We start from the raw sequence: 26782 nt of genomic DNA, 5'->3' as shown, positions 1-26782 counted from the left end.
CGAGATAGGGCTAGTTTTCGAAATATGGGGTTTGGAGCAGCGTTTTCAAATGTATCTCCAGTTCCTGTTGACTGGAATCCGGCTATTAATCTTGGAGTAGATTCACTAGATTTTGGTTCTGGAGTTTGCACTTGTCCGCGTTTTAAAAAACCCTTAACTGTTGTTGCTGCTCGTTCCATAAAATTTGCTTTTTTCGTTTCACCGGATGTTGGCTCATCTGCGGGGGTTCCCGTGCCAGATGCGGCTGCCCCAGATTTTGAAGCTTGCTCTGCTCCGCGTTTTAATTTCTCAGCAACTTTATTTACTGCTCGTTTCAAAAAGCTTGTTTTTTGCGGTTTATCCGCTTCTTCTGACTTTGTGGGGGTTTCAGTGCCAGATGAGGCTGCGCCATTAGTGGGTTTTTCCCGCTTAAATCTTTTACGAAGAGCCGCTTTAAGGCGAGCGAAGCGGCCTTCTGTCCCTGAATCATCTTCAGCAGAACTGGTATCATCTGCTTCTTCTTTTTTATTGCCATCTTTTTTCTTGAAGGGGTTTAGTCGAGCAAGTCGTCCGCCAATTTTGGAGAGTCGGCCGCGCCATTTGCCGGTTTTTTGACCATCTTCTTTGGCGGCAGCTTCAACAAGTTTGAGTGCTTCTGCGCGCTTTTTTTTGAGTGCTTTTGCTTTAGTGTCATACTCAGATTGAGCGGCTTTGAGTTCCTCAAGGTTTTCTGGAGAGCCTTCTGCTGTGTGAAGTCTTTTTGCGGTTTCAAGTCGTTGGTTAGCTTTATCTAACTCCTCTCGAGGAGCTTTGTCTGAGTTCATAACATCAGAAAGCTTTTCTTGCTGGCGCTCTAAAGCCTCGCGTTTTCTAGCTATCGGAGCAGAAACTTTTATAAATTTGTCATTAGCGGCATTTCTTTTTTTGGTAGCATCGCTTTGTTTCTTTGAGAGCTCGTCTTCTTTTTTTTTAGCTTGTTTTACTTGCTCGTCTAAGTTTTTTTTATTGGTTGCCTTACGTTCGAATTCTGCTATTAAGCGCTTTCTTTCTTCTTCAGCAGACGCTCCGTTGATTTTTTTACGAAGTTCTCCAAGTTCTGCTTGAGCTTTTAAAAGCGCTTCTTTTTTTACTCTAAAATTTTCGCCAGCGGCTGTTTTTTCATTTCTTATTGCGCCAAGCTCGTCATTTGCTTTGTCTAGAGCTGCCTGCGCTTTCTTTACTGCAGAAGTATCAAGTGCTGCTAATTTTCTTTTTATTTCGGCTTCTTTTTCTTCAAGCGGGGTTGTTGGAATTTTTACGGTTGGTTTTGGTGGTGTCCCTGTTCCTGAAGCTGCTTCACCTTCGGCTGCTTCTCCTTCGGCAGGTGCCGCGCTTGTCTCTGCGCCTGCTGCCGCGGGAAGAACTGGTTTTGGTGCTGGAGCAGTTGTAGGTGTAGCATCACCAATTACTGTTTTTGAGACGCCAAAAACCCCTCTGGCTGGGCGCTCACTGGCTGATTCTGGAGCAGCAGATGTGGCGCTGCCAGAGGCTGTTTCGATTTTACGTAAGGGGTTTTGCACTACAACGCGACTTGGTGCTCCTGGTTCTGCAGGAGCACCAGGAGAAGGCGCCGTCACTGGCGCCACAACTGGTTTTACTTTTGGAGTAGTTGCTGGTCTTGTAGCACTGTCAGGGCTTGGAGTATCGGGTGTTTCTGGTGCTTCTGGAGTCGCAGGGCTCTTTGGTTTTGCGGTTGCTTTAGAAGAATCTTTATCAGATTCGCCTTCGGCCGCTTCAGGTGATGCATCTGTTGGGGGTTTTGATTTTCTTTCGGTGGCCGAATCGGCGTCGAGATCTTCAACTTCATCCTCGTCATCGGCTTCAGCTAATCGTTTGGCCTCTTTTTTTCTGTCAGATCTTTTTTTTGCCATGCCCCCAGCTGCCAGTCCACCAGCGGCAATAAGGCCTCCACCGAGTCCGGCTATCATTCCAATTTGAGAGTCAGAGAGCGGAGCTTCGCTTCCTGCTGTTTCTACGGGTGTTGCTTCTGTCGTGAAGTACGATTCTGCGTCAGGGATAGGCAGACCTGTTTTTGGGTCAATAGCGGGGGTTTTTCCAGCTATCGATTCGGCAGATTGGATTGGAGAGGTGAGGAGTAAAAGGCATGCAGTAGAAAGAAGAGTTTTTTTAATCATTGATCCACCATTTTTTAGTTTTTAATACTTAACGTCGGAAAGAATTTCTAATTCGTTGCCATCGCGCTTGAGGGGCTGTTCGACTGAGGGTAGAGCTTGCCCTGCGCATAAGGAATGGTGATGTGTGCCTTTCGTCAACAAGTGGTCTGCGTGCACCAAAAAAATCATCATCGTAGTCTTCTGCCTGTTGGAATTGTCGCCGTTGAGCTTTTTCGAATTTTTTTGCTTTTTTTGCTAATTTTCTTTTTGTTTTAAGGTGACTCGAGATTGCGCTTCCGGTTGCTGCACCTGCTATGATGCCACCAAGACCTGCGGCTCCTGCGATAAGACCTGTTTCTTGGTTTGAGTATCCATCTTCGGGTGTAGGAATGAGGATTGTGGTAGGTTCAAGAGGGGTTGCTGGAGCTGGCGTTGGAGCAGTAGCGGTAGAGGGAGCTGGTGTTGCAGCTGATTGAGTTGGTGCTGGAGAATCTTTAGAAACTTCTGGACTTAGAGTTGACATGCTGCTGCAAAGTCCAGCAAAAATAATTATTTTTTTTAATACAAGGTGGTTCATTTTTCAGCCTTTATGAGCGATTAAATTTGTTAGATAAAAAAAGGTTAGGCCATTTGCTTATACAAGTTCAACATTCAATTGATTGAGTGCAATTCGAAATGCGCGTTCTTCTTCTTCTGCTATTTCTGCGTAATGAGCGCGTTCAAGCGCGTTATCAACATTTTCGTCAGTAATTGTGTATTTTAATAAGCTTGCTAAAAAGATAAAAACTAAAATGCGCCACAGAATCATACAAAAACAAATTTTAAAGTTTTTTTTAGTTGGGCAAGTATTTCCAAAAAAGAATCAAAGAGGCAATCTTTTTTAAAAATAAGGGCATTAATACATATCTTCTTCTAATATTCTTTGCTTTACCGATGATGATCTGCCAGCAAGAGAGTGTTTGATTTTGTTTGCGCGAGTGTGTCGATAAAATTCTTTACGTTCTCTTTTTTCTTGCGCTCGAGCTCGCATTAATTCTCGGCGTTCACGGTCGACTCGAGTGGCACTTCTCTTTTTTTCGAGTAAAAGCTCTGCTCGTTCCCGTGCGGCTTGACCTTGTTGGCTTATGGCATCACGTAACTGATTGTTAAAATCTGCAGTTGTGTTATTTGCTTGCGATGTCGAGCTTCCAAGGGCTGCAACTGCTCCACCCATAACGCCACTACCCATTCGAGGGCCTGTTCCGCTATCAGTTTTTTTTATTGTTGGTCCAGGGGTCTCTGCAGGTTTTGCACTTTCTGTTTGCAGCGTTAAACGAGCTTTTTTGAGCTCTACAAAATCAGCAGCTGAAAGGGTTTTGGGGGGTGTTAGGTTCCACCACATAACATTTGGATCGGTTGCAGCTCCGCCTGCGTTTGCTCCTTCAACTTGTTTGAATTCGACTACTTTTCCTGGCTCATAGATTTTTTTTTCTTCAACCGCTTTTCCTGGGGCCACAAAAATTCCTTGGGGGGTTGCAGTAAATTGAGGTGTTGGGACTTTTGAATTGAGTGTTGATACTAAAAAAAAGAGCGTAAACAATGTTCTCATGGTTAACGCCTTACAGCTTGCAGGGAGCGACTTCTTTGTGGATAGTGTCCACGAGGTGGGAATTGTTGAGGTGGTCTGCGGCGAAGGGGAGCCGGTGTTCTTCTGAATGATTGTGCAGAATTGACGTGTGGAAGAGGGTGAGTGCTGGATGAAGATGATGAAAAAAATGATGAATTTTTATCTGGTGGCAGGAGTGCTATTTTTCGCCGAAGTTCTGCGATTTTATTCATTTTATCGTCAATCCCGCCGAAAGAATCAATACCGCGACTTCTTTTTTGGCTTTCCAAGAGAGAAAGTTTTGATTTTTCAAGTGCTAGTTGGTATTCAAGTTTTCGGCGCTCTGACCATCTAAGCATTCGAAGTTTGCTTGCACGTTTTATTTGAGGTTTTTCCACGCCATTTTTGTCGGTATCAAAAAAAATTTCACCAAAGTCTACGTCTTCTTCGCGAAGGCTTATTTTGGATTCTCCGGAGAATGGAAATTCGTTATTGGCCGAGTTCATTCTTCCCTCGGCATACATTTCATTTTCTCGAGCTAATTGTTGGCGTCGTCTTCGATTGAAATATGCGCTGCCTCCAGCCCCTCCAAGTCCGAGCGCTGCGGCGCCACCAATAGTTGTTCCAGAGATTGCGCTTGCATCCATCGCGTCAGAAGAAGATCCCGGAGAATAGCCAGCTGGAGCTGAAGGTGCAGCTGGTAACGATGGGGCATACGCAGGGGAGGAATATGTTGGAGATGTGGGAAATGGAGAGATTGGCGGTTGTCCAGATGGCATCATTGATGGATCGAGTGGATACGCCATGCCCGTGAATGGGTCGAGTGGGTAGGAGGATGTTGAGCCGACTGGTGTAATTGCAGGAGAAAGCGATCCAAAATCTTGGTCGATTCCGACGGCGGGCATCATGGCGCCCCCAGCAGCCGATGTTGCAATTGAACTGTACAGGTCTGCTTCTGCGGCAGACATCATAGGAATGTCTCCAGGTGCAAGTTCTACGTATGGTTGTTGGGACATTGTGCTTTGGTCGAGTCCAAATTCATCGATCATTCCCGAGGAGGTTGGAGTTCCCATGCCGGTTGCAGACGAAACCGCTCCAGCAGGTCCGCCCGTTAAAAATCCTGATGCGATACTGCTAGCTCGGCTCACATTAACGCAATTAATCTGAACGGGGTTCAAAAAAAGAGCGGTGATGATAAAAAAATAACGGCGAAAAAAAAGTTTTTTGATCATACACAATCGCACGCAACATGGTTGTACGGAATGAATTTATCTTATAAAGCGTACGATTTATTGAGCAAGAAAATAGAGGTTTGGTCTCTTTTTGACTTGCTCTAAAAAATGATTACCAAGCTTGAGCTGTCTTAAAAGAAGCTTGCGAGTCTTTTGATGACCTGCCCTTGTAGAGTTGAGTTGTGTAATAGGTGGTTCCTGAATCACTTTCATCGTCTAGTGAGCCGCTTGCAGCAGCTTCTTCGTGTTCCATAAAAGCATCAAGCGAGTCGATACTTGAGCTAGAGGCAGAGTGAATACTGCGACGTCTTTGGGCATGCATAAAGCGAATCAAGAGAGATTCAAAGCTTTCTGCTTGGCCATATCTTTTAATAAACATTTTTGTTTCGGGCGCTGCGTTAAAGCTTGTATGTAATTTTGCGCATACGGCAGCGCAGACAAGGCTTTTAACGTTTGTAGAAAGAAGATCAAGATCGATAGAAATTTCTGCAACAGCCCCAAGAACGTTTGTTTCTTGTTCGCTTCCCACAAGGTAGAGTGTTTCTGCAAGCCCTGGTATTTCAGCAAATGCATAATGTGCGGCGATGCAGAGTTGGTTATTTGGAGTTATTGGGCGTTTTGTAACCGCATCGATATCTTGGACGCCATTTTTATACAAATATGCAGCGCGTTTTTCTTGAGCGAGCTTGAGTAATCTGGTTTTTGTGTCTGCTAGTTCTGGTGAAACGGCTTTTCTGCTTGGGGTTAAAAATCTTTTTTTAATTCCATTCATGAGTTCTGCGATATTTTGCACAACATACGCTCCGTATTTTTCCTTGAATGACATTTTTTTAGAAAAAGCAGTTGAATCTTTTGCAACTCTGAAGGTAGTGAGTTGGCGAAAAACGGTTGAAACAGCAAGGAGTATTGCATCGTCATGACCGCCAAGGCCCTGAAGTTTTTCAATTTCTTGGTCAATTCTTCCAAGTGATGAGATCAAAACGACTGGTTTTGATTCTGGAGAGTAGCAAGCAAAAGAAGAAAGAGCCGCTCCGAGGTTTTTGTAGCCGGGGATTTGTCGCAAAAGATTGCCCGCTTTTGCGGTGATTTGTTGTTGGGTTGTTTGTGGTGCAGGTAATGCCGCAGCTGCGAGCAAACCTGCGAATAAAAGAATATTTTTTTTCATGGTTTTGTATGATTTTATACGATCAGAATCAAGCCATCGATTTGGGGTGGGTATGTGTGGCGCGTGGTTCTGAAAAACAATTATTATTCTTTTAATGATAGCCCGGAAAATGGAGCGGCCCTTTTTTAAGTTGCAGGCAGGGCAAATATCCTGTTTTTTAAAAAAAATAAAGGCCGCAATTGTTTCTTGGTGAAAAGTTTTTACCGTGTCGTGTTGTGCGTAGCGGTGATTTTACCGTCAAGCATGAGGTCTTCTATTTTTGGGGTTATTTTATCTAGATGTGACCAGAAAGGGCTGAATTTATAAGCTTTTTCCTGTGCGGCGATGAGAGAGTTGAATTGCAGATGTTCATCTTGCTGGCTATTGATTGAGGTTGCTTTGAGTAATTCTTTGGCGAGTTTTATTTTTGATTTATCGTGTTGCTGGGTATACAAAAAGGCAAGAACTCCAGAGATTAAGCTGTTTTTTGGTGCGATCGCATGAGCTTTTGTTATTTCTCCGAGCGCTTTGTTAACATTCCCTTGTTTCCACTGGAGGTACCCAAGGTTATAAAAGGCTTTAATTCCCAGGTTGGCATCGTTTTTTGCAAGTGTTTTCATGAAACGGCGATATGACGTATCGGCGGCGGTGAAGTTGCCCACAAGTGTGTACAGATCGCCTAAAAAGGAATGAACTTCTTTTTGCACAAGTTTGTGATTTTTGAGCGGCTCTAAAAGGGTGATACTTTCTTTTACCGAAAGAAGTTGGGCTGAGGTAAGCATGCCAAGAATCGAAAAGACTTTTGTGTTGTGGTCAGCTAAAATCCACTCGCGCAGATGATGCATAGCTTCTTTTTTGCGGTCTGATGAGAGGAAGATTTCAAGCTTGAGCAGGCGAGCGCGAGAAAATTCGGGATCGAGCTTGATTGCATCATTGATATGAGAGATCGCGCGTTCATTTTCTTTGAGTTTCCAGCTAATGAGGGCAAGATCGAACAAGTGGTTGGGTGTTTTTTCGTTAACTTTGGCAAGAGTTACATAGGCGTCTTTGAATTTGCCTAATTCGAACTGGAGAGAAACCAGTTTTTTTGAAAAAGCTGGATTGTGATCGATTTCTATGATTTTTTTGAGCACTTCGACAAGTTCTGGTTTTTTATCTTGCTGCTCAAGAACGAGGGCTTTGAGTTTAAGTGCCCGTTCTTGGTGTGGGTTGAGTTCAAGTCCTTTGTTGAGTTCTTCAAGAGCCACATCCAGATTGGGGTGTGATGACCCAAGGTGAATGGTTGCCTTGAGGATATAAAATGGCGCGTGTTTTGTTCGGGTTGGATTGCTTTCTAGAAAGCGGTCAATTTCTTGTAACGCAAGTGTTGGTTTGTGCGTTTGTACGTAGAAAATTGCTTGGGCATAGGTTGTTTGCTCGTGAGCCCAAGATTTTTTTGCGGTACGTTGTGCTTCGTGAAACATGGCTTCGGCAAGATCGTTTTTTTGCTGTGCACACAGGGCTCGTGCTGCCGTGAAGTTTACACTCCAGTCATCGTTGCCATATAATTTTCGGTAGTTATTTGCAGCGATTTCAGCCTCTTTGAATTGTTCTGTTGAAAACAAAAAACTCACAAGCGCAGGGCTGCTAAATGATGGGTTGTGGGCATGAATTTTTTTGAGCAACTTTGAGCATTTTGCGGTTTTTGAGTGAGCCGCAGAAAGATTAAAAAGCATGATGTGATAAAATTGTTTTGCGTCTGGGTCTGCTACGCTGTGAGTAAGTATCGCGGAGCGTTCTTGGCCAACGGTTCGTTCTTGGGGGTTAGGTTTTGTGAAACACGTTTTCGTGCACAGGGCAAGTGCAATCAAAAGGGCATACATCATACGATTCGTTCCTTTGCTCGTGGATTGTATTTCTTGTTATCGTTCGACGTTTACATTGTTGATAAAATTCGGCCATGCAAGATGCTAAAGGTTCATTTTTTATAACATCAAGAGCGGTACGTTCTTGGGTATTGAGAGCCGTCGTCGATTGAATAGAAAAGAGTGTATGCTGGATGAACAAATCTTTTAAAGATTCTTGGGAGATAGGTTTTTTTTGTGCTTTGCAGCCGATGACAATTATTTTTAAAATTTTTTTTTCGCCGCACAGTTGATTAATTTTTTCTAGAAAATCATCGATCGAAAATCTGAACTCTTGGGCCCATGCAGGATGCAGAGCTTCGACAAAGAGTGTTTCGTTTTCTATTTTTTTAACATAAATCTTTTCTGCAAAGCGCCCGCAAATTGTTTCCCAGCGATTGAGAATCTTGAGTTTCCAGTGTTCTTGGCGAGGAATAATTTGTGAAAGAAGCTTAAGCCCCTTGAGTGCGGTGTCGGTTTTTGACATAACAGGTGGTTTGTGCGAGAAAGGTATTGTTGGTAATATAGCATGTCTATCAAACAAGCAAAGAAAGGAAATGTTGTGAGTGACAAAAAAATAAATGCTGCAGTTGTTACGCGGGTACGGGGTACGGAAGATATTCTTGATATGGCCTCAATTAACTTGATTTGCACGTTTATTTCGCGTCATTTAGCAACCCATGGTTTTGCGGAAATAAGAACTCCTGTCTTAGAAAAAACAGAACTTTTTGTGCGTGCGGTAGGTGCCGACACAGATGTTGTTTCTAAAGAAATGTACACTTTTGAAAAAGGGAGCGAAGGAAGCGTTTGCTTGCGGCCTGAACTTACAGCGCCGATTGTGCGTGCTTTTTATGAACATGACGTTTCGCTTTCTCCGTGGAAGGTGTTTCAATTTGGACCTGCGTTTCGCTATGAACGGCCGCAAAAGGGACGATTGCGGCAGTTTTTCACCTACAGCATAGAAGTTATTAATGCGCTCTCGGTGAAAAATGACGTTTCTACGATTGTGATGTTCGATCGGTTGTTTAAAAAATTAGGAATTTGCGACTTTGTTTTGCAACTTAATTTTTTGGGAGTCGTTGAAGATCGCATGCATCATAAAGAAGCGTTGAGAGCCTTTCTGGTACAAAATGATGCAGAATTATGTGAAACATGCAGAGAGCGGCGAGAAAAAAATGTTTTACGTGTTTTTGATTGCAAGAACGAACAGTGTCAGCGGTTGTACACAAAAGCTCCTCAACTCGAACACTATTTGTCTGAAAAATCACGACAAGAATGGCTTTCCATTCAATCAGATTTACAGCTTCTCTCGGTAAACTTTATTTTAAATCCGTTACTTGTGCGAGGCTTAGATTATTACAACGGCGTTGTGTTTGAGTTTACTTCAGACGCGCTGGGATCTCAAAGCACCTTCTGTGGTGGCGGGCGCTATGATTTATCATCAACATTTGGCAAAAAAGATTTGCTGCCTTCGATTGGCGCGGGAATTGGACTTGAGCGTATTTTTATGATCATGCAAGCACAGCAAAATGATTTGCTTTCTTCGTTAAAAAAAGAATTGAGCGTGGTTATTGTTCCGATGGATGTTGCGCAAGAAGGATTGGCGTTGCAGATTGTTGAAAATCTTACAGCGCAAGACATTTGTGCGCAGGTGATTTTTGATGGTGCGGGCATTAAGCAGAAGATGAAAAGAGCCGACAAAATTGGAGCTGATTTTGTTGTCATTATTGGTGAGCGCGAACTGTTGTCGGGCATTGTTTCTGTAAAAAATATGAAGAGCGGTGAATCGACAGAGGTTGCGATTGCACAACTTGCAACACATGTTCGTCATCGCCAGTTGTAAAAACAAGTCTTAAATTCGCATCATTGTCTCAATTGTTTACAAATAGCATTGCTTGGTGACACTTTTAATTAATCAGAAACTAATTTTTTTCTGGTGATAGTGTATGGTTTCTTTTCGATATGAAATAGCAGCGCTGTTTTTTGTTTTCAGTTTTTCCGTTCCGATTGATGCGGGAAAATGGGGGTGCTGTTCATCTTCTGCTGTTGATGTGATCGTTCCAGGTCAGCGTCCAGTGCCCGCTCCAAAGGAGCCTGTTCATGCTTCTGCAGCAGAGGAAGATCCTGTTGAAAAAATGTTAAGAGAAAATGGTTGTCTGGTAGGTCCGTCTGCGCGAACATCACAAACAGCTCAGGCCGTTGGATCTCATTTTTCTGGTGATGGAACGTCTGATGATGCGTCAACTTCAGGGGTAGGTGATTCTGATGTAGAAGATGATGATGAATCATTGGAAAGAGATGGATTGACCGCTGTTGCATTTTTGCCATCTGCGCCACGGGAAAGTCGGCCTCTTGCTCGGACAAGAAAAATTCATGTTCGTCGATTATCTCCCAGAGAGGCTGTTCATGCCGTAGGCGATATGGCTGAATTGGAAGAAGTTGTTGATGGGGTGGTTCCATCGTTACTGCAAAAGTCTTTATCAAAGTCAGAGTTTTTTAAAAAGTGGATGACCTTGCGAGAGCGTGTACATGAATTTAAAGATAAGCGCATGAATTTTCGGCAGGTGTATACCCTTGGAAAAACCACCTGTCTTTTTGATCCAGGTATTCTTTTGGAGCAATATCAATATATTGAGCAGTCTTTTTATACTTGTTTGACTTTAGCACAAGAGCTTTTGATGGGAAGTTTAAAAAAATCTCCCTGCGGATTTGACCGTGAGCACTTAGAGCCGGAATCGAAACATGGGATCATATATCTTGGTGGGATGATTTGTCAAAACCCCTATGGAGCAGATCGATCACCTTGTGGTTTTGTAACGAATTATGAAACCTTTAGGCCTGTGTGCAAGCAATGCAGAATTGATTATCGCGATGTTTGTTTTATGGATCTAGAAAATACACAAAAACTTCTTTTGTTGAAGCGTCTTATTTCTACACTTGAGAGCCAGCTTGATGCTGCGCGAGCATGCTTTCCAGATTGAACGAGATTTTTTGAATTTTATATTTTTTTGTGTACATTTTTTCTGGTTTGTTTACTGCCTGAAACTTTTTGTGCCATTCTGGAAGAAAAGATGGTTGAGTCTTTCTTCTGGGGTAAAAAGTGAAAAGATCTTTAATTCTAAGCTTTTTGGCTGTTTTTGCAGTAGTGTCTCCCGTTCAGGTAGAAACAAAGCGTGGCGGTTTTCGTACGGCTGAGTTTGCTCAAAAATCTTCTTTAGGCGCTAAAGAACGACAAGCTCGAGAAAGAGTTCGCGGCAAGATATTGAAAGCTCTTTCTGCAGAAAAATTTGGTTTTTTAAAAAGTGAGCAAGATCAAGGACTTCCGGCAGATCAGAGCGCTTTAAAATATTTGAAAAATGATAGGCATCAGCAGGTGAAAAAAATGCGAAGAGCCCCAAGGTATCAGCTGAAAAAAGCTCGGATCGCGTTGAGTAAAAAACGATCTTAATTTGAATAAAAAATGTGTGTTTGTTCAATGTTCAAAAGGAGAAAAAATGAACATTAATGTAAAAAAAATCTTTTTAATGCTGGCTGTTCTTGGTTTTGCGGGACAATCATTTGCGCCATCTAGTCGAACGAAAGTTAGACGGCAAGGTTCGAGCCGAAAACTTGCAGCCCCAGCAGCTCCAGTAGTTCCAGTAAAGAAAGAAGAGTCGGCTTCACTTTGGAGATCGGGGATAAAGAAGGACCCAAGAAGAACTGATTTTGGTGCTCCTATTCAGCTTAGAAGATAAAAATCTTTTTAAAAAATTTTTGGGATCCGAATAAAGTAGGAAAATGAAAATGAAAAAATTATTGTTAACCTTTGTTTTTTTGGCAGGTGCACTTGGTGCGTGGCCATGGACAAAAAGAGTTGCTCCTGCGCCAGAATCGCCTATTTCAGTTGATTCTATAGAGTTTGCACCTATTCAGCACAAAAGTCTTTCTCGAGTAAAAGAAGATTCCCGAGTAAAAGAAGATTCCGTTGTTTCGCGGGATTCGTATGGACCGAGAAGACCATCTGTTTCTAGAGGTAGAAGTAAGCTCTCGCGAGAGTCTGCGTATCATGTAAGTCCCGTTGATCAACTTAAAGCCGAAGAGCGATCAGGCCTTTCTGATAGCCTTTTTGCAGCAAAAACTCCAGGAAAAGGACGAGGCAGAAGTGGTTTGCGTGTACAAGTTCAGCCGAGAGAAAGTTCTCCTCGAATTAAATCTCCGCGTTCTCCGCGTGCGCAGTAAATAGTTCTAATTACAAAGAAAGAGTGTGTATGAATAAAAAATTAATGATCATTGCGGTTTTTGCTCTTGCTGGTTCTGTGAGTGCATGGCCAGGATGGATGTGCAGTTCCAAAAAAAGTGTTGATGCAGTAAAACCTCACGCGCGTCTACAGCGTCGTCCTAGCTCATCTGATGGGGGTGTAAGGGTTGAAACTGTTACTCGAAAAAATCCGTATCATGTTACAAGAGAAAAATTTGAAGAAGCTCCCAGTGAGTTGAGAGAATCAGCTCGAGAAGCACGTCGTGGCGGACGACAATTTGAGCGAGTTCATGGTCAAGCAAAAAAACAGCATAGTTCAGATTTTGCTCGCACTCATGGTGATATTCGGAGAGATGCTGGTCGAATTATGATGAGAACGCGTGGAGAAGCTAAAATGGCTTTTGATGGCGCGGCGGTTTTAGATGAGCGTGCAGACCAGGCTAGAGATTTAAGAAAAGAGGCGCGTAAAAGATTTAACCGTGAAGACAAAAGAATGCAGGCGTGGGCAGCGGGAGAAGATGAAAATCCGACAGCGTTATAACAATATTTGCTAGTTAGGAAAAAGGGGGCTTTTTAGCCCCCTTTTTTTTATATTAAAAAGCTTACGATGCAGGCATTTAAGATATTCACAAGCGTTCCCCCGAGCATGGCGCGTAGGCCGATTTGACTTAAGGTTGAACGTGTATTTGGTGCCATGGTGCTGATCGCTCCAATTTGCATGCCAATACTCGAAAAATTGGCAAATCCGCAGAGCAGATAAGTTAAAATAATTGTACTGTATGCAGATAAATCTAACGAAAGCATTTTTAAGTAGGCGACAAATTCATTGATGATCATTCGATTTCCGATGAGTGATGCTACAGTTGTTTGTTCTCCCGATTCGATTCCCAATAAATAGGTTATTGGTTTAAAAATTGTTCCCAAGATCCAATCAAATGTGAAGCCGTTTTTTCCTGTGATCGTAAATACAATTTGTTCGAGCAAGTCATTGCACAGACCTGACATGCCGATGAAAACAATCAACATCGCGATAATAATTCCAGAGATGGTAAATCCGGTAGTGGCTCCACTGGCAAGTGCATCGATAATATTGGTGTTGCCATCTTGTGTTGGTTTTACCGCGTGGCCAAGTGTTTCTGGTGTTTCGGTTTCGGGTTCTAAGATTTTTGCAATTACCAATGTTCCAGGAATTGACATGATGCTTGAAGTAAACAGGTGGAGCGCTGAAAGTCCGAGCGATGCAAGAGGAACAAGTAGTGTGATGCTGGTTGTTGCAAATCCGCTAATCATAACACTCATCAATTCTGAGCGTGTCATGCGGGGAAGATAATTTTTAACTAGGAGTGGTGATTCGATTTGTCCGAGCAGTGAATTAGCAACGGTGCACAGTCCCTCTGCGCCAGATACGCCAAAAATAGGAGCGGTAACATACGTTACAATGCGCACCAAAAAAGCGATAACGCCAAAATACGAAAGTACACTCATCAGTCCACCGATGAAGGTAAGTAATGTGGTGACTTTTATTGCAAAAATAAAGCCCCATCCAGCTTTTGATTGAGTATCAATCAAGGTGCTGAAAACCATTTTTCCACCTTCGTCTGCGTAGTTGCTGAGTGCGGAAAATAACTTTGCAATACTCAGGCCAAGTGCTTCGCCACCACTGGTTTTGAGCATCGCAAGTGCAATAAGAATTTGTGTAAGAAGTGTTATGCCAACAAATTGCCAACGAATAGCGCGCTTGTTTGACGACAATAAAAATGTTGCAAGAAGAACAAGTCCAACGCCAACAAGTTTAAGAAGAAAAGAGTTCATGTGGTACCTTACTTTTGATAATTATATATGGTTGTTTTATTTGAGGGTACCATCAAACTCTTTTTTTCCAAGTAAAAGATTGGGCTTTTTAATCGCAAACAGTTTGTCTTTTTTTGTTTTGTTTTAAATGAAACAGAATTAATGACACGCCTGCAGGTGTCATTCCCGGAATAAGGTCAAGATCTGCAAGTGTTTTTGGACGATGAAATTCAAGTTTTTTTGTGAGCTCAGTCGAAAGGCCTGGCAGTCCTTTGTAGGAAAAGTCTTCAGGAATAAGTATTCCTTTGTTTTTTAGAACTTTTTCTACTTCGCGTTCTTCTTTTTCGATGTATCCTGAATAACGAATTTCTGCATAAATTCTAATCAGAGCTCTTGAAGAAAGTGCTTTTGAATTAACATCAATTTCTGCAAGGCTTTTTTCAAGCGCGTTGCGAGCTTTTTGTTGTGCATCTTTGGTAAAATCGTATACATGAAAGAGATCAAACAAACCTTCAGGTTTTCGATCTTTAAATATCAGATCGACTGATTTTTTAATGACCTGTTCTTCTGCTAAAAAGCGTTGGTACAAGTCAGCATTTACCATGCCAAATTGATGCGCGTATGGCATGAGTCGTGCAAACACATTATCTTGTCGCAATATGAGTCTGCGTTCTGCGCGTGAGGTAAACATGCGGTAAGGTTCATCAACCCCCAGTGTGATCAGATCGTCGATCATGACGCCGATGTAACTTTCGGTTCTGCTTAAAATAAATGCTGGTTGATCGTGAGCTTTAAGGTGTGCGTTGATTCCCGCAACAAGCCCTTGGCCAGCAGCTTCTTCGTATCCGGTTGTACCGTTAATTTGTCCGGCAAAAAACAATCCATCAATAGCTTTTGTTTCAAGCGAATGTTTGAGGTTGCTTGGTTGCAAGAAATCATATTCGATAGCGTATCCAGGTTTACTGATGATTGCGTTTTCAAATCCCGGGATACTATTGATGTAGGCTTGTTGAACTTCAAGCGGCAGCGAAGTTGAAAGACCAGCTGGATAGATTTCTCCACAAAATTCGCTTTCGGGTTCAACAAATACGTGATGTTGTGTGCGCTCTTTGAATCTGCCGATTTTGTCTTCAATTGATGGGCAATATCGCGGACCAACTCCTTTGATGTTGCCAGAGTACATTGCAGATTTTGAAAGATTATCAAAAATAATTTGGCAGGTTTCGGCAGTTGTTGCTGTTTGGTAGCATGAAATTTTTTCTGTGACTGGAAAGTGATCGAATTCAAATAAATATTCTAAGGGTTCAGCTGTTTGAAGTTCGAATTTTGAATAATCAAGACTCTCTTTGAGCAAGCGTGGCGGGGTTCCCGTTTTGAGCCTTCCAAGCGGGGTATTTAATTGTGTCGCTAAGGACGATGAAAGTTCGATTGAAGAATCAGATCCGTATGGTCCACCGGCGTAATTTACCGTTCCAATATGAATTGTGCCATTCAGGAAGACCCCGGTTGTGATAACAACGGTTGGCGCATAAAAGGTTTCGCCATTTACGGTTGTAATTCCGCTTACGCTTTTTCGGTCAGCGTTGTTTTTTGTGAGCAAGGAGTGGGCTTTGCCTTGATGAATAGTTAAGTTTTTTGTACGTGACAACTCTTGTGTTGCTTGCTTTGAATACTCGTATTTATCGATTTGCAGTCGTAGGCCTTGCACGGCAGGGCCTTTACTTGTATTGAGCATTCTGGCTTGCAGGTAGGTTTTTGATGCTATTTTTGGCATTATTCCATCGAATGCGGCGATTTCATGAACAATATGTCCTTTCCCGATCCCCCCGATGGATGGGTTGCACGGCATGGTGGCGATTTTGGCGGTATCTAAGGTCAACAGAAGCGTTTTGGAGCCCATTTTGGCAGACGCATACGCGGCCTCGCAGCCAGCATGGCCAGCACCAATCACAATAACATCAAAATATGAATCCATACTACGCTGATCCCTTTTATTTACAAAAATACGTAAAAAGCCTGTAAACCCCCCGTTTATTTATTTTATTTTAAAAAAAGACTTTTGTCTTGAGTCCACCCTTGGCATTTAGTTAGGATCCCGGACATTGAAACCTGGCCACGTGTGAGAGGTGCTCTGCAGTGAAAGAAATCCCAAACAAGCTTTTTTCTTTTATAACAACGTTTTTAAAGCCTTATCGATGGCATTTTTTTGCATTAGTTTGTTTAACGCTTTTTGCGGGAGCGATTTCGTCTATCGAAACGATGTTGTTGCGATACATGCTTAATTGTGTTGCGGAGAGGATTTCAAAAAACTTTGCGGGAATTTTGCTCGTTGCAGGAATGTACGGAGTTTGGTGGCTTGTTGTTGGCTTGCAGTGGCGGTCGTATGAATATTTGTACATGAAGACATTTCCCAACCTAGAGTCAGACATTGTGCTCAACTTGTTCGATTACACTCAGCGCCATTCGCATAATTTTTTTCAAGAGCAGTTTGCGGGAGGGATTGCCAACCGTGTTATCGAAATGGGCGAAAATGTTTGTAAAATTTTGACTATGATTTTGGAACAATTCGGACGCAAATTTTTTACTATTCTTTTTGCGTTTATAACCTTGACGACAGTGCATCCGTATTTGGGGGCTATCTTTTTTTGTTGGATGTTTATTTTGTTGAGTTTGAACTTTGCAACAGCAGGCATTGTGGGAGAGCATTCCACAGAGTTTGCACGAAGCAAAACAAGAATTTTTAGTCAGGTTGTTGATAGCATTGCAAATATTTTGAATGTGAAGTTGTTTGCGCGCAATGAGTATGAAACCAATTACATTAAAATGGGCCTTGATGATATGGTCGAAAAAGATCACACATTTCACATGACTATGTTAAAGCTGCGACTTGCAGAAACAGCATTTTGTGTGACATACATTAGTTCAATTTTGGCCTGTACGTTGCGTTTGTACAATCAAAACTTGGTGAGTGTTGGTGACTTTGCGTTGGTGATTGGTCTTTCTATGACGGTTGTGGATTATGTTTGGGGTCTTACACAAGAACTTGGCGAATTTGAAAAAGCACTTGGTGCGAGCAGGACGGCATTAAGTGTTCTTTCTATCCCACATGACATGCAAGATCCTGCGGATTCAACGCCGTTAATTGTTACCAAGGGAACGATAGAATTTCGTGATGTAAACTTTACACACACAAAAAAAGGAATCTTGTTTGACCATCTTAATATTACTATTCCGGGTGGCCAAAAAGTTGGATTGGTTGGTTTTTCTGGCAGTGGAAAAACAACTTTTATTAATTTAATCATTCGATTGTATGACGTCATTAAGGGTGGGATTTTTATCGACAACCAAGATATTGCAAATGTTACCCAGCAAAGCCTACGTGAAAACATGAGTGTGATTCCTCAAAGCCCGCAGCTTTTTCATAGAACAATTATGGAAAACATTCGATATGGAAATCCAAAAGCGACAGACGAGCAAGTTATGGAGGCTGCAAAAGCGGCATTTGCTCATGAGTTTATAAAAAAAGCAGAAGGAGGATATTATTCGTTTGCTGGTGAACGTGGCTTGCGATTGTCGGGTGGACAGGTGCAGCGCATTGCGATTGCGCGAGCGATTCTAAAAAATTCACCAATTTTGATTTTGGATGAGGCAACTTCTGCACTTGATTCGGTCACGGAGCATGAAATTCAAGAAAGTTTTGATTCTTTGATGAAAGAAAAAACGGTACTGGTAATTGCGCATAGAATTTCAACCTTGCTGCACATGGATCGTATTTTGGTTTTTGACAAGGGCAAAATAGTTGGCGATGGATCTCACGAAGAGCTTTTGCAACAGCAAGATTCTTTGTATGCAAAATTATGGAATTCGCAAGTTAATGGTTTTTTGTGGCATACCGATGATGAATGATTTTTACTATTAGTTGATAACTTCCAAAAATATCGGGGTGTATTTTGTCGAATCGCTCCATTCCAGTACTTTTTCTGCAAGGTTTGGTTTTCCTGCAACCCAGCCAGCAGGGTTAAATGTTGTGTGATAGCAGTCCCAAACGTCTTGATTGTTGGTATATTTTATGGATTCATGGGTGAATCTAGGATTTGTAAAATCAAAAAAAGATGATCGTATTCCGTGCTGGTAAATTGTTTCGAGCGTGACCGTTAGAGGAATAGGGTCATCGGACAAACCGGTAAAGATGGGAAGCCCAACTTCGTCTTCTTCTAGGTCGTTTGATTTAATTTCTTCTAGATTTCCAGTGATAAAGCATTCGATGGGGTAAGATAATTTTTTTCCCCACAGCCAGGAAGAGAGATCTTTCAAAAAAAAATTCATTTTTTTAAAATCCTTATTTGAAAGGATGATAATAAAAATAAATCGCATTTTCGGAGAGGAGGTAGTTTTATTTTTTAAAATTTGTTTAATTATGTTTAATGTCTGAGTGTAGTATGAACTATTTATATTAAGTCGACAGCCGCTAAATTCAAGGGGAGTGGTTATTAATGGACTTGTTGTTTTAGGTTGAGATCGTCGAGAGCGCGTGGATGCTTGAGGGGTTGATGGAGCCTGAGCTGCAGAACTTGTTGGTCGTTTTAGCACTCTGGGGTCTGGCAATTCGTGTGGTATTCTAAAATAATGAATTTCATTAAAATTTTTTATGTTGCGCTGCAGTGATTGAGATGCTGGTGATGAACAAATATAATTTTCGCTTTTTAAAATTGGTTTGATGTATAGTTTGTCATCCACCATGTGGTGTGTTGGCATTTTATAATCGGTTGCTGGAAGATGATCTTTTAGCGGACTAAATCCACAGCGTTTGACGTTCTCTGCATCGGTGGAGTACAGCGCGAGATGGTCTTTGTGTTGATGCAACTTCATGAAGTTTCTCACAAAATCTTCGGGGTGTTTTTCTTTGTAAAAAACATATACGTTTGAAAGGAGCACCGATTGAAGGTAGGCTCCTAGATCAGGCTCATCTCGTAAGCATCTTTGTAGTTTTTCTTCAAATATAGAAGTCGCTTCATGGCTGAGCTCGATTAAGAATAATTTGTTATTGCTCGATGATTTTTGTGAAGTCGCAGTTGGTTGAAGAGCACCTGTGTCTGCATTCATAATTTCACGCGCTATGACAAAAAAGTCATCTATGTTTTGTAGGTCATGAGGTGTTGCAAACCAGTGTTTGTTTTCATTGGTAATCTGCGTTGGTCTTTCTCCTGAGTCGTGATGCCAAAAATCAAACTTGTTTTTTCTTGGATATAGTCTCCAGGTAAGCCATCCTAATACTTCGTTTGATCGCATGCTTCGGGATCTTTTGTCAAAAGACGGATTATTTGCTTGGTGCGTTCTTGCAAAAGACTTGTTATTTGCTTGGTGCGAAATAGTCATGATGTTGTTATTAATTTTCTGAAGCTCTGATTCAAGGTAATTAAGCCATGAATCGGGAGAAGAATTACAATTATCTATCTTAAGCAGGCCTGGGCTAGCAGCGCAACTCGAGAATAAACATGGTTTATATGTTTTGCCGTGGTATTTAAAAATTCCTTTTGATGGTCCAATGAATTCTGGCCCCTTGGTCATTTGATGGTATAGCCATACGACATTGTTGGTTTTGTCGGCAGGCGGAGTGCCATAAAAAAGTGCGTGCGAGACTTTTTTGTCTGGATATTGCACATAAAAAGTGCCTGAGTTGAAATCGTAAATAAGAATGTTTAAATCTACAAGGCCTTTTTTTCTCCAGAATGCAGGGCGGTTGGGTTTTGCCAATTCGGGAAACTTTTTTTTGATACAATTTTCAATAACAGTGCCATTAAACTCTGGGGCAAAAAAGGTATGTGAAAAATACTTAAAATCATCGTTTGAATAATAATACGATGAGTCAAACACATCTTTTTTCCATGAGCAAAATGCATTCTTGGAAACGACGAACTTAGCATCAAGCTTGATGCTAAGCGATACCCAGCGCGCAGATGCGGTTGGCGAGTTAACCATTTTGTTTAAAAGCGAAATAAAAGCTGCTTGCTTTCGATTTTTTCTTATGCCATCAACCATTCCGGGAACTCCGGTAAATCTGAGTAGAGACCTTCTTTTTGTTTGAGGGCTTGCGATGGTTTTGTCTTGTTGCTTGTATGCAACAAGGGTAAAGCATGCGCCCGGTGCTGCAAGAGCCATTCTTTCGGAAAAACGTTTGCATTTGCGGATAAAACCTGCAGTAATTTGAGTTTCTTCAGCAAAAAGAACATAGCTTTGAAGCGTCTTTGGGATTTGTTGCGCAAAAAGCCAGTTGACCGCTTGCGAGTGTGGGGCTTGTACGCAAATAAATTTGCAATTTTCAGGAATGCGCAGATTTGTTTCTGGCTCTAGTGGCAAGACGAAGGCGTCTAGAGTGCTATTTTTTCTTACAAGGGCCTTAATAAAGCAATCTGCGAGTTTAATATCTTTTTGAGCGGCAATAACAGGTCCAAAAACTTCTGCGTAGTTGATAAACGATGTAATGTTTAGCTGCTGGGTTTTTGGACTAAAATTTGAAGCGGCTTTTGTGATCGCTCGGTGGAAAGTGCTTTGAGGTTTTACGAATAAAAAGGGATCACTGTTTTCAAATGCGTTTTCTGAGTGTGCTATTGTGTAGTCAAATTGATCGGTAATTGGAATTTTTGTCCCATCGATTTCTATGAATGTTTCAAGCTCTTGGGCTTCCCACTTTTCCTCGCTCTGTGAAAAAAGCACTGCAAATGATATTGGTTTTGTTTGGGTTTGTGAAAACCACAGATACTTTGATTTTTCATCGTAGATCAAAATGTTTGCGTTCGCCGGAGTACCTAATTTTTGAAGAGTTTGGGTGCAAAGCGTATCAAAATCAGGTTTGGAAAGCAGAGAAAGGCTGCTTTCTTGTGCTAATAGTTCAACAAGTGCATTTTGTTCGTTAAGGGCGTTTGGGTTGTATTGTTTTTCTCTTCCTGCTGGATGATCCTGTATAATTTCTGAAGAATTGAGAATAAAAGATATTTTCAATGCTCCAGAGTGCTCATAGTAATAGCGGGTTTGAGCGGTGAACCAAAAAACGCGCAAATTGGTTTTTGGAGCGGCGCATAAACTGACAACTGATGCATGTTTTTCTAACGCATCATCTGAGCCAGAAGTTTCTAGTGCAAAAAAGTAAATTGTTTTACCGCTGTTTTCTTGAAGTGCTTTAAGTGCTGTAATGTATTTTTCGGTAACGCCGCTTGATGGGGCAACGATAATGATTTCTGTGAGCACTGGATGTGTTGAAAAATCCATTGTGCTTAATTTTTCTATCGATTCTGTAAATGGTGCATTAAATACGCAAAATTGAGCAGTTGCGGGGATTTCAGGAATTTGGCTTGCTTGTATCCATGCAAGTGGCGCAAATCCAGGAACGGGAGAAATAATATTTACAAGATCAGTAAAAAAACAGTTTTCTTCGGGAATGTTTTTGTAAAAAGCCATTCTTTTGCCAAGTTCGCTTGCGATTTGAGAGCAATGAGTACGGGGGTGGTGATAGGCAAAATCAAATCGATTTTGTGCTTTTTTTGATCGACAAAAAAAAGTAAATAATCCCAGTGTTGTTGCAGCGGTAGCCGAAAGAAGCCCTGGAATAATATATTTAGGGGGCGTTCTTACGCAAATAGATTCCAGCATGTTAACGATGTACTGAGGGGGTTGTTTTTGAGCTGAAAAGATTTCAAAAAGGGTAACGGCTGGCAAGTGTTGACGGTCTTTTTGGTGGTGCTTTGAGAACCGAATAAAAAGAGAGACTCTGCCCGGTTGCTTAAAGCTTATTTTGATATTGGCGGTAGGAAGTTTTTCTAGAAGCGCTATCAGTGTATTAGAAACAGGATGATTTATTTTTTTTACGTGCTCACGTGTGCTTATTTCTTTGAACAATTCTTGTAATTTTGCTTCTTCTGACTCTTGCAGGATAAATGATTGCTTGCTTAGAAAGACACTTGATGTTTGTTGGTGAGTAATCGTAAATGAAGCCCAAAAATTCCTCTCTGCCCGTAATGTTACGGGTTGCTTGTGTGTTGGCATAGGCGCGCTGTTGATAGTTGAGCAGGCAGCCAAGAGAAAAAATAAATGCAAAAACAGCTTCATTATAAGGTTTTTATGGTGAGATGGGGTAGGATTATCTTAGGGTGCCATAATGGCTCGTTTTTTATTTTTTTTATAACCGCTCAAATAATACATTCATTTTTAGCGTTTTTTTGCCCCCGGGGCGTGCTGCTTGAGATTTTTAGGTGCTTATGATGTAGAGTTTTTTGGCTGGGGCATGAGGGGTTTCTTGTTGGATATGCTGTATAAAAAACCGCTGTAATGCGGGATAAGAATCACTGTGACGTAAAAAATCTTCTGCTGAAAAAAGCTGTAATCCCTGAGTGGTGATAGTTGAGATATCAAAGTCATCAGGATCCTGGCTTGTTGGCGGTTGGTAGTCTTCATCGTCTGGAATGTCTGCGAGTGTTGCTTCGACTAAATAATTGTTGTAAAAGAAAAAAGGAATTCTTTTTTCGGGAAAGTCTTTGCGCAGCAACTTTTTGAGTGAGTTTGAGATATCTATATTAGTTTGGTTACTAATTTCACAAAAAACGCTAATAACAGCTTTATTCGATCTTAACTCAAGGATTTCAGTATCGCTTAATTTTTCATCGGTTGTTGCATCTTTAAGGATCATTTGATTTTCTCCACTAGGAAGCGTTTGGTAACCAATAGTAAGAGGGGTATATTCGGACAATTTGTTTATTGCGTCAGAGTTTACAGCATCTCGTGAGTACCGTAGTGTGGTGGGCCGTGGTCGTCTGTGAGTTGTTACTGCGAGATCGGCTCTTGATGATGCAGCTTTAGGCGATGCGGTTGTTGTAGCCGTACCAGTTAGAGTGCGAGGCTTGCTCGTAAGATTGAGTTTAAAATATTTTTTACGTTGATAGTGTCCATGAGAAATGTATCCGCGAATTGCTTCTTGGCTAAGTCCTATTGTCGTTCCGTTTTGATATTGTGAAGAGTACAAAAGTTCTGCAATAAAAATTTCTTTCTCATCATTTTCTTTCATGAAAATAGGACGATAGATGGGGACCTTGAATCTGAAGAATTGAAATATCTCCTTGTCGAAACGGTCGATTAGGGATTGCTTTCTAAGCTCCGTATGTACTTGTGATTGAACGAAGATAATTCTACTGCTCTTGATATATTGCGAAAGTCTGGAACTGTTGAGTCTTTCAATAATTGAAGAAATGTATTTTGAATCTGCTTCGATAAAAACAAGCTGAGGAATAGTTTCCCGAATAGTGACGCCATCGGTTGTTGTAATCTCTTGAGAAGTTTGACTATTTTCTTCTTTGAGTTTTTGTATAAAAACGTCAAGATCGTCAAATTCGGTATAATCTGCAAAAAAAGTTGGAAACCATTTTTTTAGATATCTGCAATCTGGGCTGTCTTGCGCAAGAGTGGTTGCTGGATTTTCATCTGTAGAAGTTGATTTTCTTCTTGCTTTTTTAAACCAATTGAGGGAACAGGCAGTATAAAAAGTGCGAATGTTGCTTTCTTTTTGAGTTCTAAAAATTCTATTCCATTTTTTATCACTAGAGACACTTTGTTCACTTTGAATAATATCTTGTTTGTTGATTTGGGTAATTGTCGTTGAAAGAACAGTCTTGCACTCATTTTTACATAAAAATAATGGGCGTTCAGTTGTTTCAAAAATGTAGTGAGCAAAATAATCTTGTTTGTTGATCCGTATTCTTCCAGTTGTTTTATCGCAGAAAAATTTAGAAGGACCTTCGAGTGGTGATCGACGAAATAACAGTGCGTGAGAGATTGGCCGCGTGTCGTCTTGGATGTAAAGGCGGTTTGTGTTTTCATCATACAGCAGAATATTGTTAAGTAGAGTTAATCCTTCAGTCGTTAGGGGGGAGCCTTGGCGATCAATTCTAGCAAGATTCTTTTTGATCGTTTCTGTGGTGATATTTGGTGCAAATCCATGATTTGCTAAGTTAAAAATTAATAGATTGGTTTGCGCCCAGTTATAAATTTGAAGCCCTATTTCTTCATTGTGTTTTCGGCCGTGAGAGGATTCTGTTAGCAAGCTAATATTGTTATAGCTAGGGAGTAAATGTTTATTTAAATATTTGGTTCCTATGCACCAAGCGATATTTTGTGGGGTGAGAAGCTCTTTACATTTATTGATAACATCCTCATGAATGGTTGTTAATGAATTTTCTTTTTCATCAGTACTTGTTTCTTGCACAATAACAACATGTACTTGCAGGCCTTCTTTTTTTGGAAGTTTAGCAATAAACGCTTGGCATTCTTTTGTTATAAATTCAGTTCTATTAGTTACAAACACCAGATGTGAAATGTTTGTAGCATTTGTGGTCGAAAGTTGTGAAAGAACAAAATTGCGCGATTCTTTGTGCGAGGCCGAAAAACACATGAGTTGCGTGGATTCGGGAATCTGAGTTGTAATGTCGGGGGAGAGGGGGAACGCTATCGATTCATCTTTTAAGTCTTTATTAAGCCATGTGCAGAGTGCGTCTTTGACGAGTGCGAAGTAATCTGTTTTTGCGATTCCTTGTTTGCGCTCAAAGTAGGCATGACCAAATGATTTTTTTTGTGGGATTTTAAGTAGTTTGGCAATTAGAGGGCAAATAAGTTCTGCAGAATTGTAAAAAGACTCAATCACGTGAGACGCTTTACCATAGTACGGTTTGTTGCTTCGTGCTATTTGATTTGCCACGTTCATACTTTCCTGCAAAAAAGAACATGCGTCTGCGGTATCTTCGGGAATTAGTCTGGCAAGAATGTTATCGGTTTTTAAAACGTGTATTAGGCAGCCGTCTTTAAAAATATATGTTTCATCTGGTCTATCTGGGTGTTGCTTGGTAAGGGTTGTTTGTTGATCCCAGTGTTCTTTTGCATCGTCTGCGTTGCTTAATATAATAGCCACGGAAACTGGCATAGAAGTGTCGCCAGATGTCCATAAATTTTTTGTGTTTTCGTCATAGATTAAGATGTTTGAGCCATCGGGAAAACGATTTGAGTCCTGGGTATATTGATTATACAGTTTGAGGCAGCGTTCACAGAACTCATCATTGGTTGTTTTTTTGATGCTTGAGTATCGAGCTGCAAGTTCTGCAAGTTCTACTTGGAGGGTGGGATATTTTTTTTCATGAGCAACTTCTAGCCATGCAGGTGAGGTGTCTTGAGATGTTTTTATTTGAATGAGTGGAGCTTGGGTGTATCGTTCTATTTTTTGAACAGCTGTCCATGAGATTTCAGAAAAAACAGGCGGTGGTGAGGATGTTAGTTGAGCAAGATGTACGCACTCTTGTTCAAATCCTGACGATGCGATCATTAAAAGAGTTATTTTTTTATTAAAAATTTCTTTAAGAGCCGAAAGTGCGGTGAGATATTGGGGAGTAACTGCCATCGGGGGAACGATTAAAACAATTTCTTTAAGATTTGGGGTTGCTGTTGAACTAACTTGAGAGCAAAGACTGGTTATTGTTTCTGGAAACGGCGCATTAAAACAGCACAATTCAATATTGGGAAGTATTTCTGGAACTGGCGTAGGTGCGATCCAGGAGAGTGGTTTTGCATGAGGAATTGGTTCTACTGGGGTAACAAGATCTTTGTACAAGCAATTTTCTAGAGCTGTTTCTGCGTAAAAAGCTACGCGGGGACCGATTTGCCTTGCAATATGAGCCATGTAGTAGTTGTTTTGGTGGTATAGAAAATCAAAGGAATTTTGAGCTTTTTTTGATCTGCAATAGTAGGCGAAGAGTCCTGTAGAAATACCTACAGTTGCTCCTAACAACTTAAAGAAAATAGCCGGAGATAGGTCTTGAACGGCGATAGACTCTAAAAGATTAACAATAAAGGTTGGCGGCATTTTTTGAGCTGAAAAGATTTCAAAAACGATGATAGAAGGGTTTTTTTTGAATCGAGATGTTTTTTGGGATGCCGATGATGGTCGAGTATGCTTGGATATTTTGATAAAAATTGGCGGTTGAGTTGAATTTTCAAAAATAAGCTTAATATTTCCAGGGATTGCTTGTTCAATAAATGATATTAATTTATTAACAAAATCGATGTTTAGGGCAGCTGATTGTTTTCTGGTTGAGACTCTATCAAATAGCGAGCTGAGTTGATTTGCTTCAACCGGATTAAGCGAATAGGTGTTTTTGCTGAGCATCATTTCGCTGGTTGGGTGATGGATAATTTTAAGTGAGGCCCAATAATTATCTTCAAACCGCAAGATGGATGGCTTTTTGTGCATGAATTCATCTTTTCGTGCTGCCAGGGGAGCCGAAAAAATGAGAGAAAAAAGAATAAAAAATGTCTTTTTCATGCAAAATGGTTTGGTTTTTATAACTTTTGATCCTTATTAAGAGGGTACCGAAAGATTTTCTTTCTGTCTGAATGACCGTTTTTTTGTTAAGAAGGGCTTATTTTTTATAAAAAAAGCTAGCTGATGAGTGCTGTGTGTAATTTTTCATTGTTTTATGAATTGATTTACAAGAAAATTTGATTAGAATCCAGGGGATATCTTTTAAAAAATCATGGAGGAGAGCCTTGGTGAAGCATATTGCGTTGATTATGGATGGCAATCGACGATGGTGGAATGACCGCAAAGGGCTTGAGTTGGTAGAAAACAAGCTTTCTTCTGGTAAAAAGACCCTTGATATGGTTGTTGAGTGGTGCCTTGGCAAAAAAATTCCATTTCTTTCGGTTTTTGCGCTTTCTGTCGAAAATCTTCAACGAGATGATGAAACAT

19 protein-coding genes are annotated in these 26782 nt (G+C 41.1%); 8 read left to right on the top strand and 11 right to left on the bottom strand.

The window, feature by feature from the left end; genetic code table 11:
- The 7 genes from FJ366_02730 to FJ366_02700 form a co-directional block, all read right to left on the bottom strand.
- A partial coding sequence (locus FJ366_02730) for a hypothetical protein (protein MBM3894486.1) occupies nucleotides 1-2153 on the bottom strand: 2153 nt, incomplete at its 3' end.
- Nucleotides 2154-2181: 28 nt separating this feature from the next.
- Nucleotides 2182-2709, bottom strand: coding sequence for a hypothetical protein (locus FJ366_02725; GenBank protein ID MBM3894485.1), 528 nt, complete (start codon nucleotides 2707-2709; stop codon nucleotides 2182-2184).
- 318 nt (nucleotides 2710-3027) lie between these two features.
- On the bottom strand, nucleotides 3028-3720 hold the full coding sequence (locus tag FJ366_02720) for a hypothetical protein (GenBank protein MBM3894484.1): 693 nt from the start codon (nucleotides 3718-3720) through the stop codon (nucleotides 3028-3030).
- 2 nt (nucleotides 3721-3722) lie between these two features.
- On the bottom strand, nucleotides 3723-4949 hold the full coding sequence (locus tag FJ366_02715; GenBank protein MBM3894483.1) for a hypothetical protein: 1227 nt from the start codon (nucleotides 4947-4949) through the stop codon (nucleotides 3723-3725).
- A gap of 112 nt (nucleotides 4950-5061) precedes the next feature.
- Complete coding sequence (locus FJ366_02710) at nucleotides 5062-6114, bottom strand: hypothetical protein (GenBank protein MBM3894482.1); 1053 nt, start codon at nucleotides 6112-6114, stop codon at nucleotides 5062-5064.
- 200 nt (nucleotides 6115-6314) lie between these two features.
- On the bottom strand, nucleotides 6315-7958 hold the full coding sequence (locus tag FJ366_02705; GenBank protein MBM3894481.1) for a hypothetical protein: 1644 nt from the start codon (nucleotides 7956-7958) through the stop codon (nucleotides 6315-6317).
- The gene (locus FJ366_02700; protein MBM3894480.1) at nucleotides 7897-8463 is read right to left on the bottom strand and encodes a DUF721 domain-containing protein; all 567 of its coding nucleotides are present in this window, start codon (nucleotides 8461-8463) and stop codon (nucleotides 7897-7899) included. Before FJ366_02700 ends, FJ366_02705 begins: the two co-directional genes overlap by 62 nt.
- Nucleotides 8464-8505: 42 nt before the next feature.
- On the opposite strand from FJ366_02700, the gene FJ366_02695 reads away from it, so the two are divergent.
- From FJ366_02695 to FJ366_02670, 6 genes are all read left to right on the top strand, one after another.
- Nucleotides 8506-9819, top strand: a complete 1314-nt coding sequence (locus tag FJ366_02695) for a histidine--tRNA ligase (protein ID MBM3894479.1) — start codon at nucleotides 8506-8508, stop codon at nucleotides 9817-9819.
- Between the two features lie 103 nt (nucleotides 9820-9922).
- Nucleotides 9923-10957 carry a hypothetical protein gene (locus FJ366_02690; GenBank protein ID MBM3894478.1) on the top strand — a complete coding sequence of 345 codons (1035 nt, stop codon included), beginning with the start codon at nucleotides 9923-9925 and terminating at the stop codon, nucleotides 10955-10957.
- A gap of 119 nt (nucleotides 10958-11076) precedes the next feature.
- Entirely contained in the window at nucleotides 11077-11424 is a 348-nt protein-coding gene (locus FJ366_02685) for a hypothetical protein (protein MBM3894477.1), read from the top strand.
- 46 nt (nucleotides 11425-11470) lie between these two features.
- On the top strand, nucleotides 11471-11710 hold the full coding sequence (locus FJ366_02680) for a hypothetical protein (protein ID MBM3894476.1): 240 nt from the start codon (nucleotides 11471-11473) through the stop codon (nucleotides 11708-11710).
- A 49-nt stretch (nucleotides 11711-11759) separates the two neighbouring features.
- Nucleotides 11760-12194, top strand: coding sequence for a hypothetical protein (locus FJ366_02675; protein ID MBM3894475.1), 435 nt, complete (start codon nucleotides 11760-11762; stop codon nucleotides 12192-12194).
- A 29-nt stretch (nucleotides 12195-12223) separates the two neighbouring features.
- Complete coding sequence (locus FJ366_02670; GenBank protein ID MBM3894474.1) at nucleotides 12224-12754, top strand: hypothetical protein; 531 nt, start codon at nucleotides 12224-12226, stop codon at nucleotides 12752-12754.
- 47 nt (nucleotides 12755-12801) lie between these two features.
- On the opposite strand, the gene FJ366_02665 is transcribed toward FJ366_02670, so the two are convergent.
- Together FJ366_02665 and mnmG are read right to left on the bottom strand one after the other, a co-directional pair.
- Complete coding sequence (locus FJ366_02665) at nucleotides 12802-14025, bottom strand: hypothetical protein (protein ID MBM3894473.1); 1224 nt, start codon at nucleotides 14023-14025, stop codon at nucleotides 12802-12804.
- An 88-nt stretch (nucleotides 14026-14113) separates the two neighbouring features.
- Complete coding sequence (gene mnmG, locus FJ366_02660) at nucleotides 14114-15979, bottom strand: tRNA uridine-5-carboxymethylaminomethyl(34) synthesis enzyme MnmG (protein ID MBM3894472.1); 1866 nt, start codon at nucleotides 15977-15979, stop codon at nucleotides 14114-14116.
- A gap of 161 nt (nucleotides 15980-16140) precedes the next feature.
- On the opposite strand from mnmG, the gene FJ366_02655 reads away from it, so the two are divergent.
- Nucleotides 16141-17910 (top strand): ABC transporter ATP-binding protein, encoded by a 1770-nt coding sequence (locus tag FJ366_02655; GenBank protein MBM3894471.1) that lies wholly within the window; start codon nucleotides 16141-16143, stop codon nucleotides 17908-17910.
- Between the two features lie 9 nt (nucleotides 17911-17919).
- Here the strand turns inward: FJ366_02655 and FJ366_02650 are convergent, their stop codons facing one another.
- Nucleotides 17920-22107 carry a hypothetical protein gene (locus FJ366_02650; GenBank protein ID MBM3894470.1) on the bottom strand — a complete coding sequence of 1396 codons (4188 nt, stop codon included), beginning with the start codon at nucleotides 22105-22107 and terminating at the stop codon, nucleotides 17920-17922.
- Between the two features lie 139 nt (nucleotides 22108-22246).
- Nucleotides 22247-26356 carry a hypothetical protein gene (locus FJ366_02645; GenBank protein ID MBM3894469.1) on the bottom strand — a complete coding sequence of 1370 codons (4110 nt, stop codon included), beginning with the start codon at nucleotides 26354-26356 and terminating at the stop codon, nucleotides 22247-22249.
- A gap of 227 nt (nucleotides 26357-26583) precedes the next feature.
- Here FJ366_02645 and FJ366_02640 point away from each other — a divergent pair.
- On the top strand, nucleotides 26584-26782 hold a 199-nt coding region (locus FJ366_02640; GenBank protein ID MBM3894468.1), incomplete at its 3' end, for a hypothetical protein.

This window comes from Candidatus Dependentiae bacterium (assembly GCA_016871815.1).
Taxonomy (GTDB): Bacteria; Babelota; Babeliae; order Babelales.
This window is presented reverse-complemented; position numbering and strand designations above follow the sequence as displayed.

Excerpts from the sequence above, each read along its gene's own strand:
- FJ366_02650 (MBM3894470.1), bottom strand. The coding sequence starts at position 22,107 with ATGAAGCTGTTTTTGCATTTATTTTTTCTCTTGGCTGCCTGCTCAACT.
- FJ366_02715 (MBM3894483.1), bottom strand. The coding sequence starts at position 4,949 with ATGATCAAAAAACTTTTTTTTCGCCGTTATTTTTTTATCATCACCGCT.
- FJ366_02645 (MBM3894469.1), bottom strand. The coding sequence starts at position 26,356 with ATGAAAAAGACATTTTTTATTCTTTTTTCTCTCATTTTTTCGGCTCCC.
- FJ366_02690 (MBM3894478.1), top strand. The coding sequence starts at position 9,923 with ATGGTTTCTTTTCGATATGAAATAGCAGCGCTGTTTTTTGTTTTCAGT.
- FJ366_02675 (MBM3894475.1), top strand. The coding sequence starts at position 11,760 with ATGAAAAAATTATTGTTAACCTTTGTTTTTTTGGCAGGTGCACTTGGT.
- FJ366_02665 (MBM3894473.1), bottom strand. The coding sequence starts at position 14,025 with ATGAACTCTTTTCTTCTTAAACTTGTTGGCGTTGGACTTGTTCTTCTT.
- FJ366_02695 (MBM3894479.1), top strand. The coding sequence starts at position 8,506 with ATGTCTATCAAACAAGCAAAGAAAGGAAATGTTGTGAGTGACAAAAAA.
- FJ366_02720 (MBM3894484.1), bottom strand. The coding sequence starts at position 3,720 with ATGAGAACATTGTTTACGCTCTTTTTTTTAGTATCAACACTCAATTCA.
- FJ366_02725 (MBM3894485.1), bottom strand. The coding sequence starts at position 2,709 with ATGAACCACCTTGTATTAAAAAAAATAATTATTTTTGCTGGACTTTGC.
- FJ366_02670 (MBM3894474.1), top strand. The coding sequence starts at position 12,224 with ATGAATAAAAAATTAATGATCATTGCGGTTTTTGCTCTTGCTGGTTCT.
- FJ366_02705 (MBM3894481.1), bottom strand. The coding sequence starts at position 7,958 with ATGATGTATGCCCTTTTGATTGCACTTGCCCTGTGCACGAAAACGTGT.
- FJ366_02700 (MBM3894480.1), bottom strand. The coding sequence starts at position 8,463 with ATGTCAAAAACCGACACCGCACTCAAGGGGCTTAAGCTTCTTTCACAA.
- mnmG (MBM3894472.1), bottom strand. The coding sequence starts at position 15,979 with ATGGATTCATATTTTGATGTTATTGTGATTGGTGCTGGCCATGCTGGC.
- FJ366_02710 (MBM3894482.1), bottom strand. The coding sequence starts at position 6,114 with ATGAAAAAAAATATTCTTTTATTCGCAGGTTTGCTCGCAGCTGCGGCA.
- FJ366_02680 (MBM3894476.1), top strand. The coding sequence starts at position 11,471 with ATGAACATTAATGTAAAAAAAATCTTTTTAATGCTGGCTGTTCTTGGT.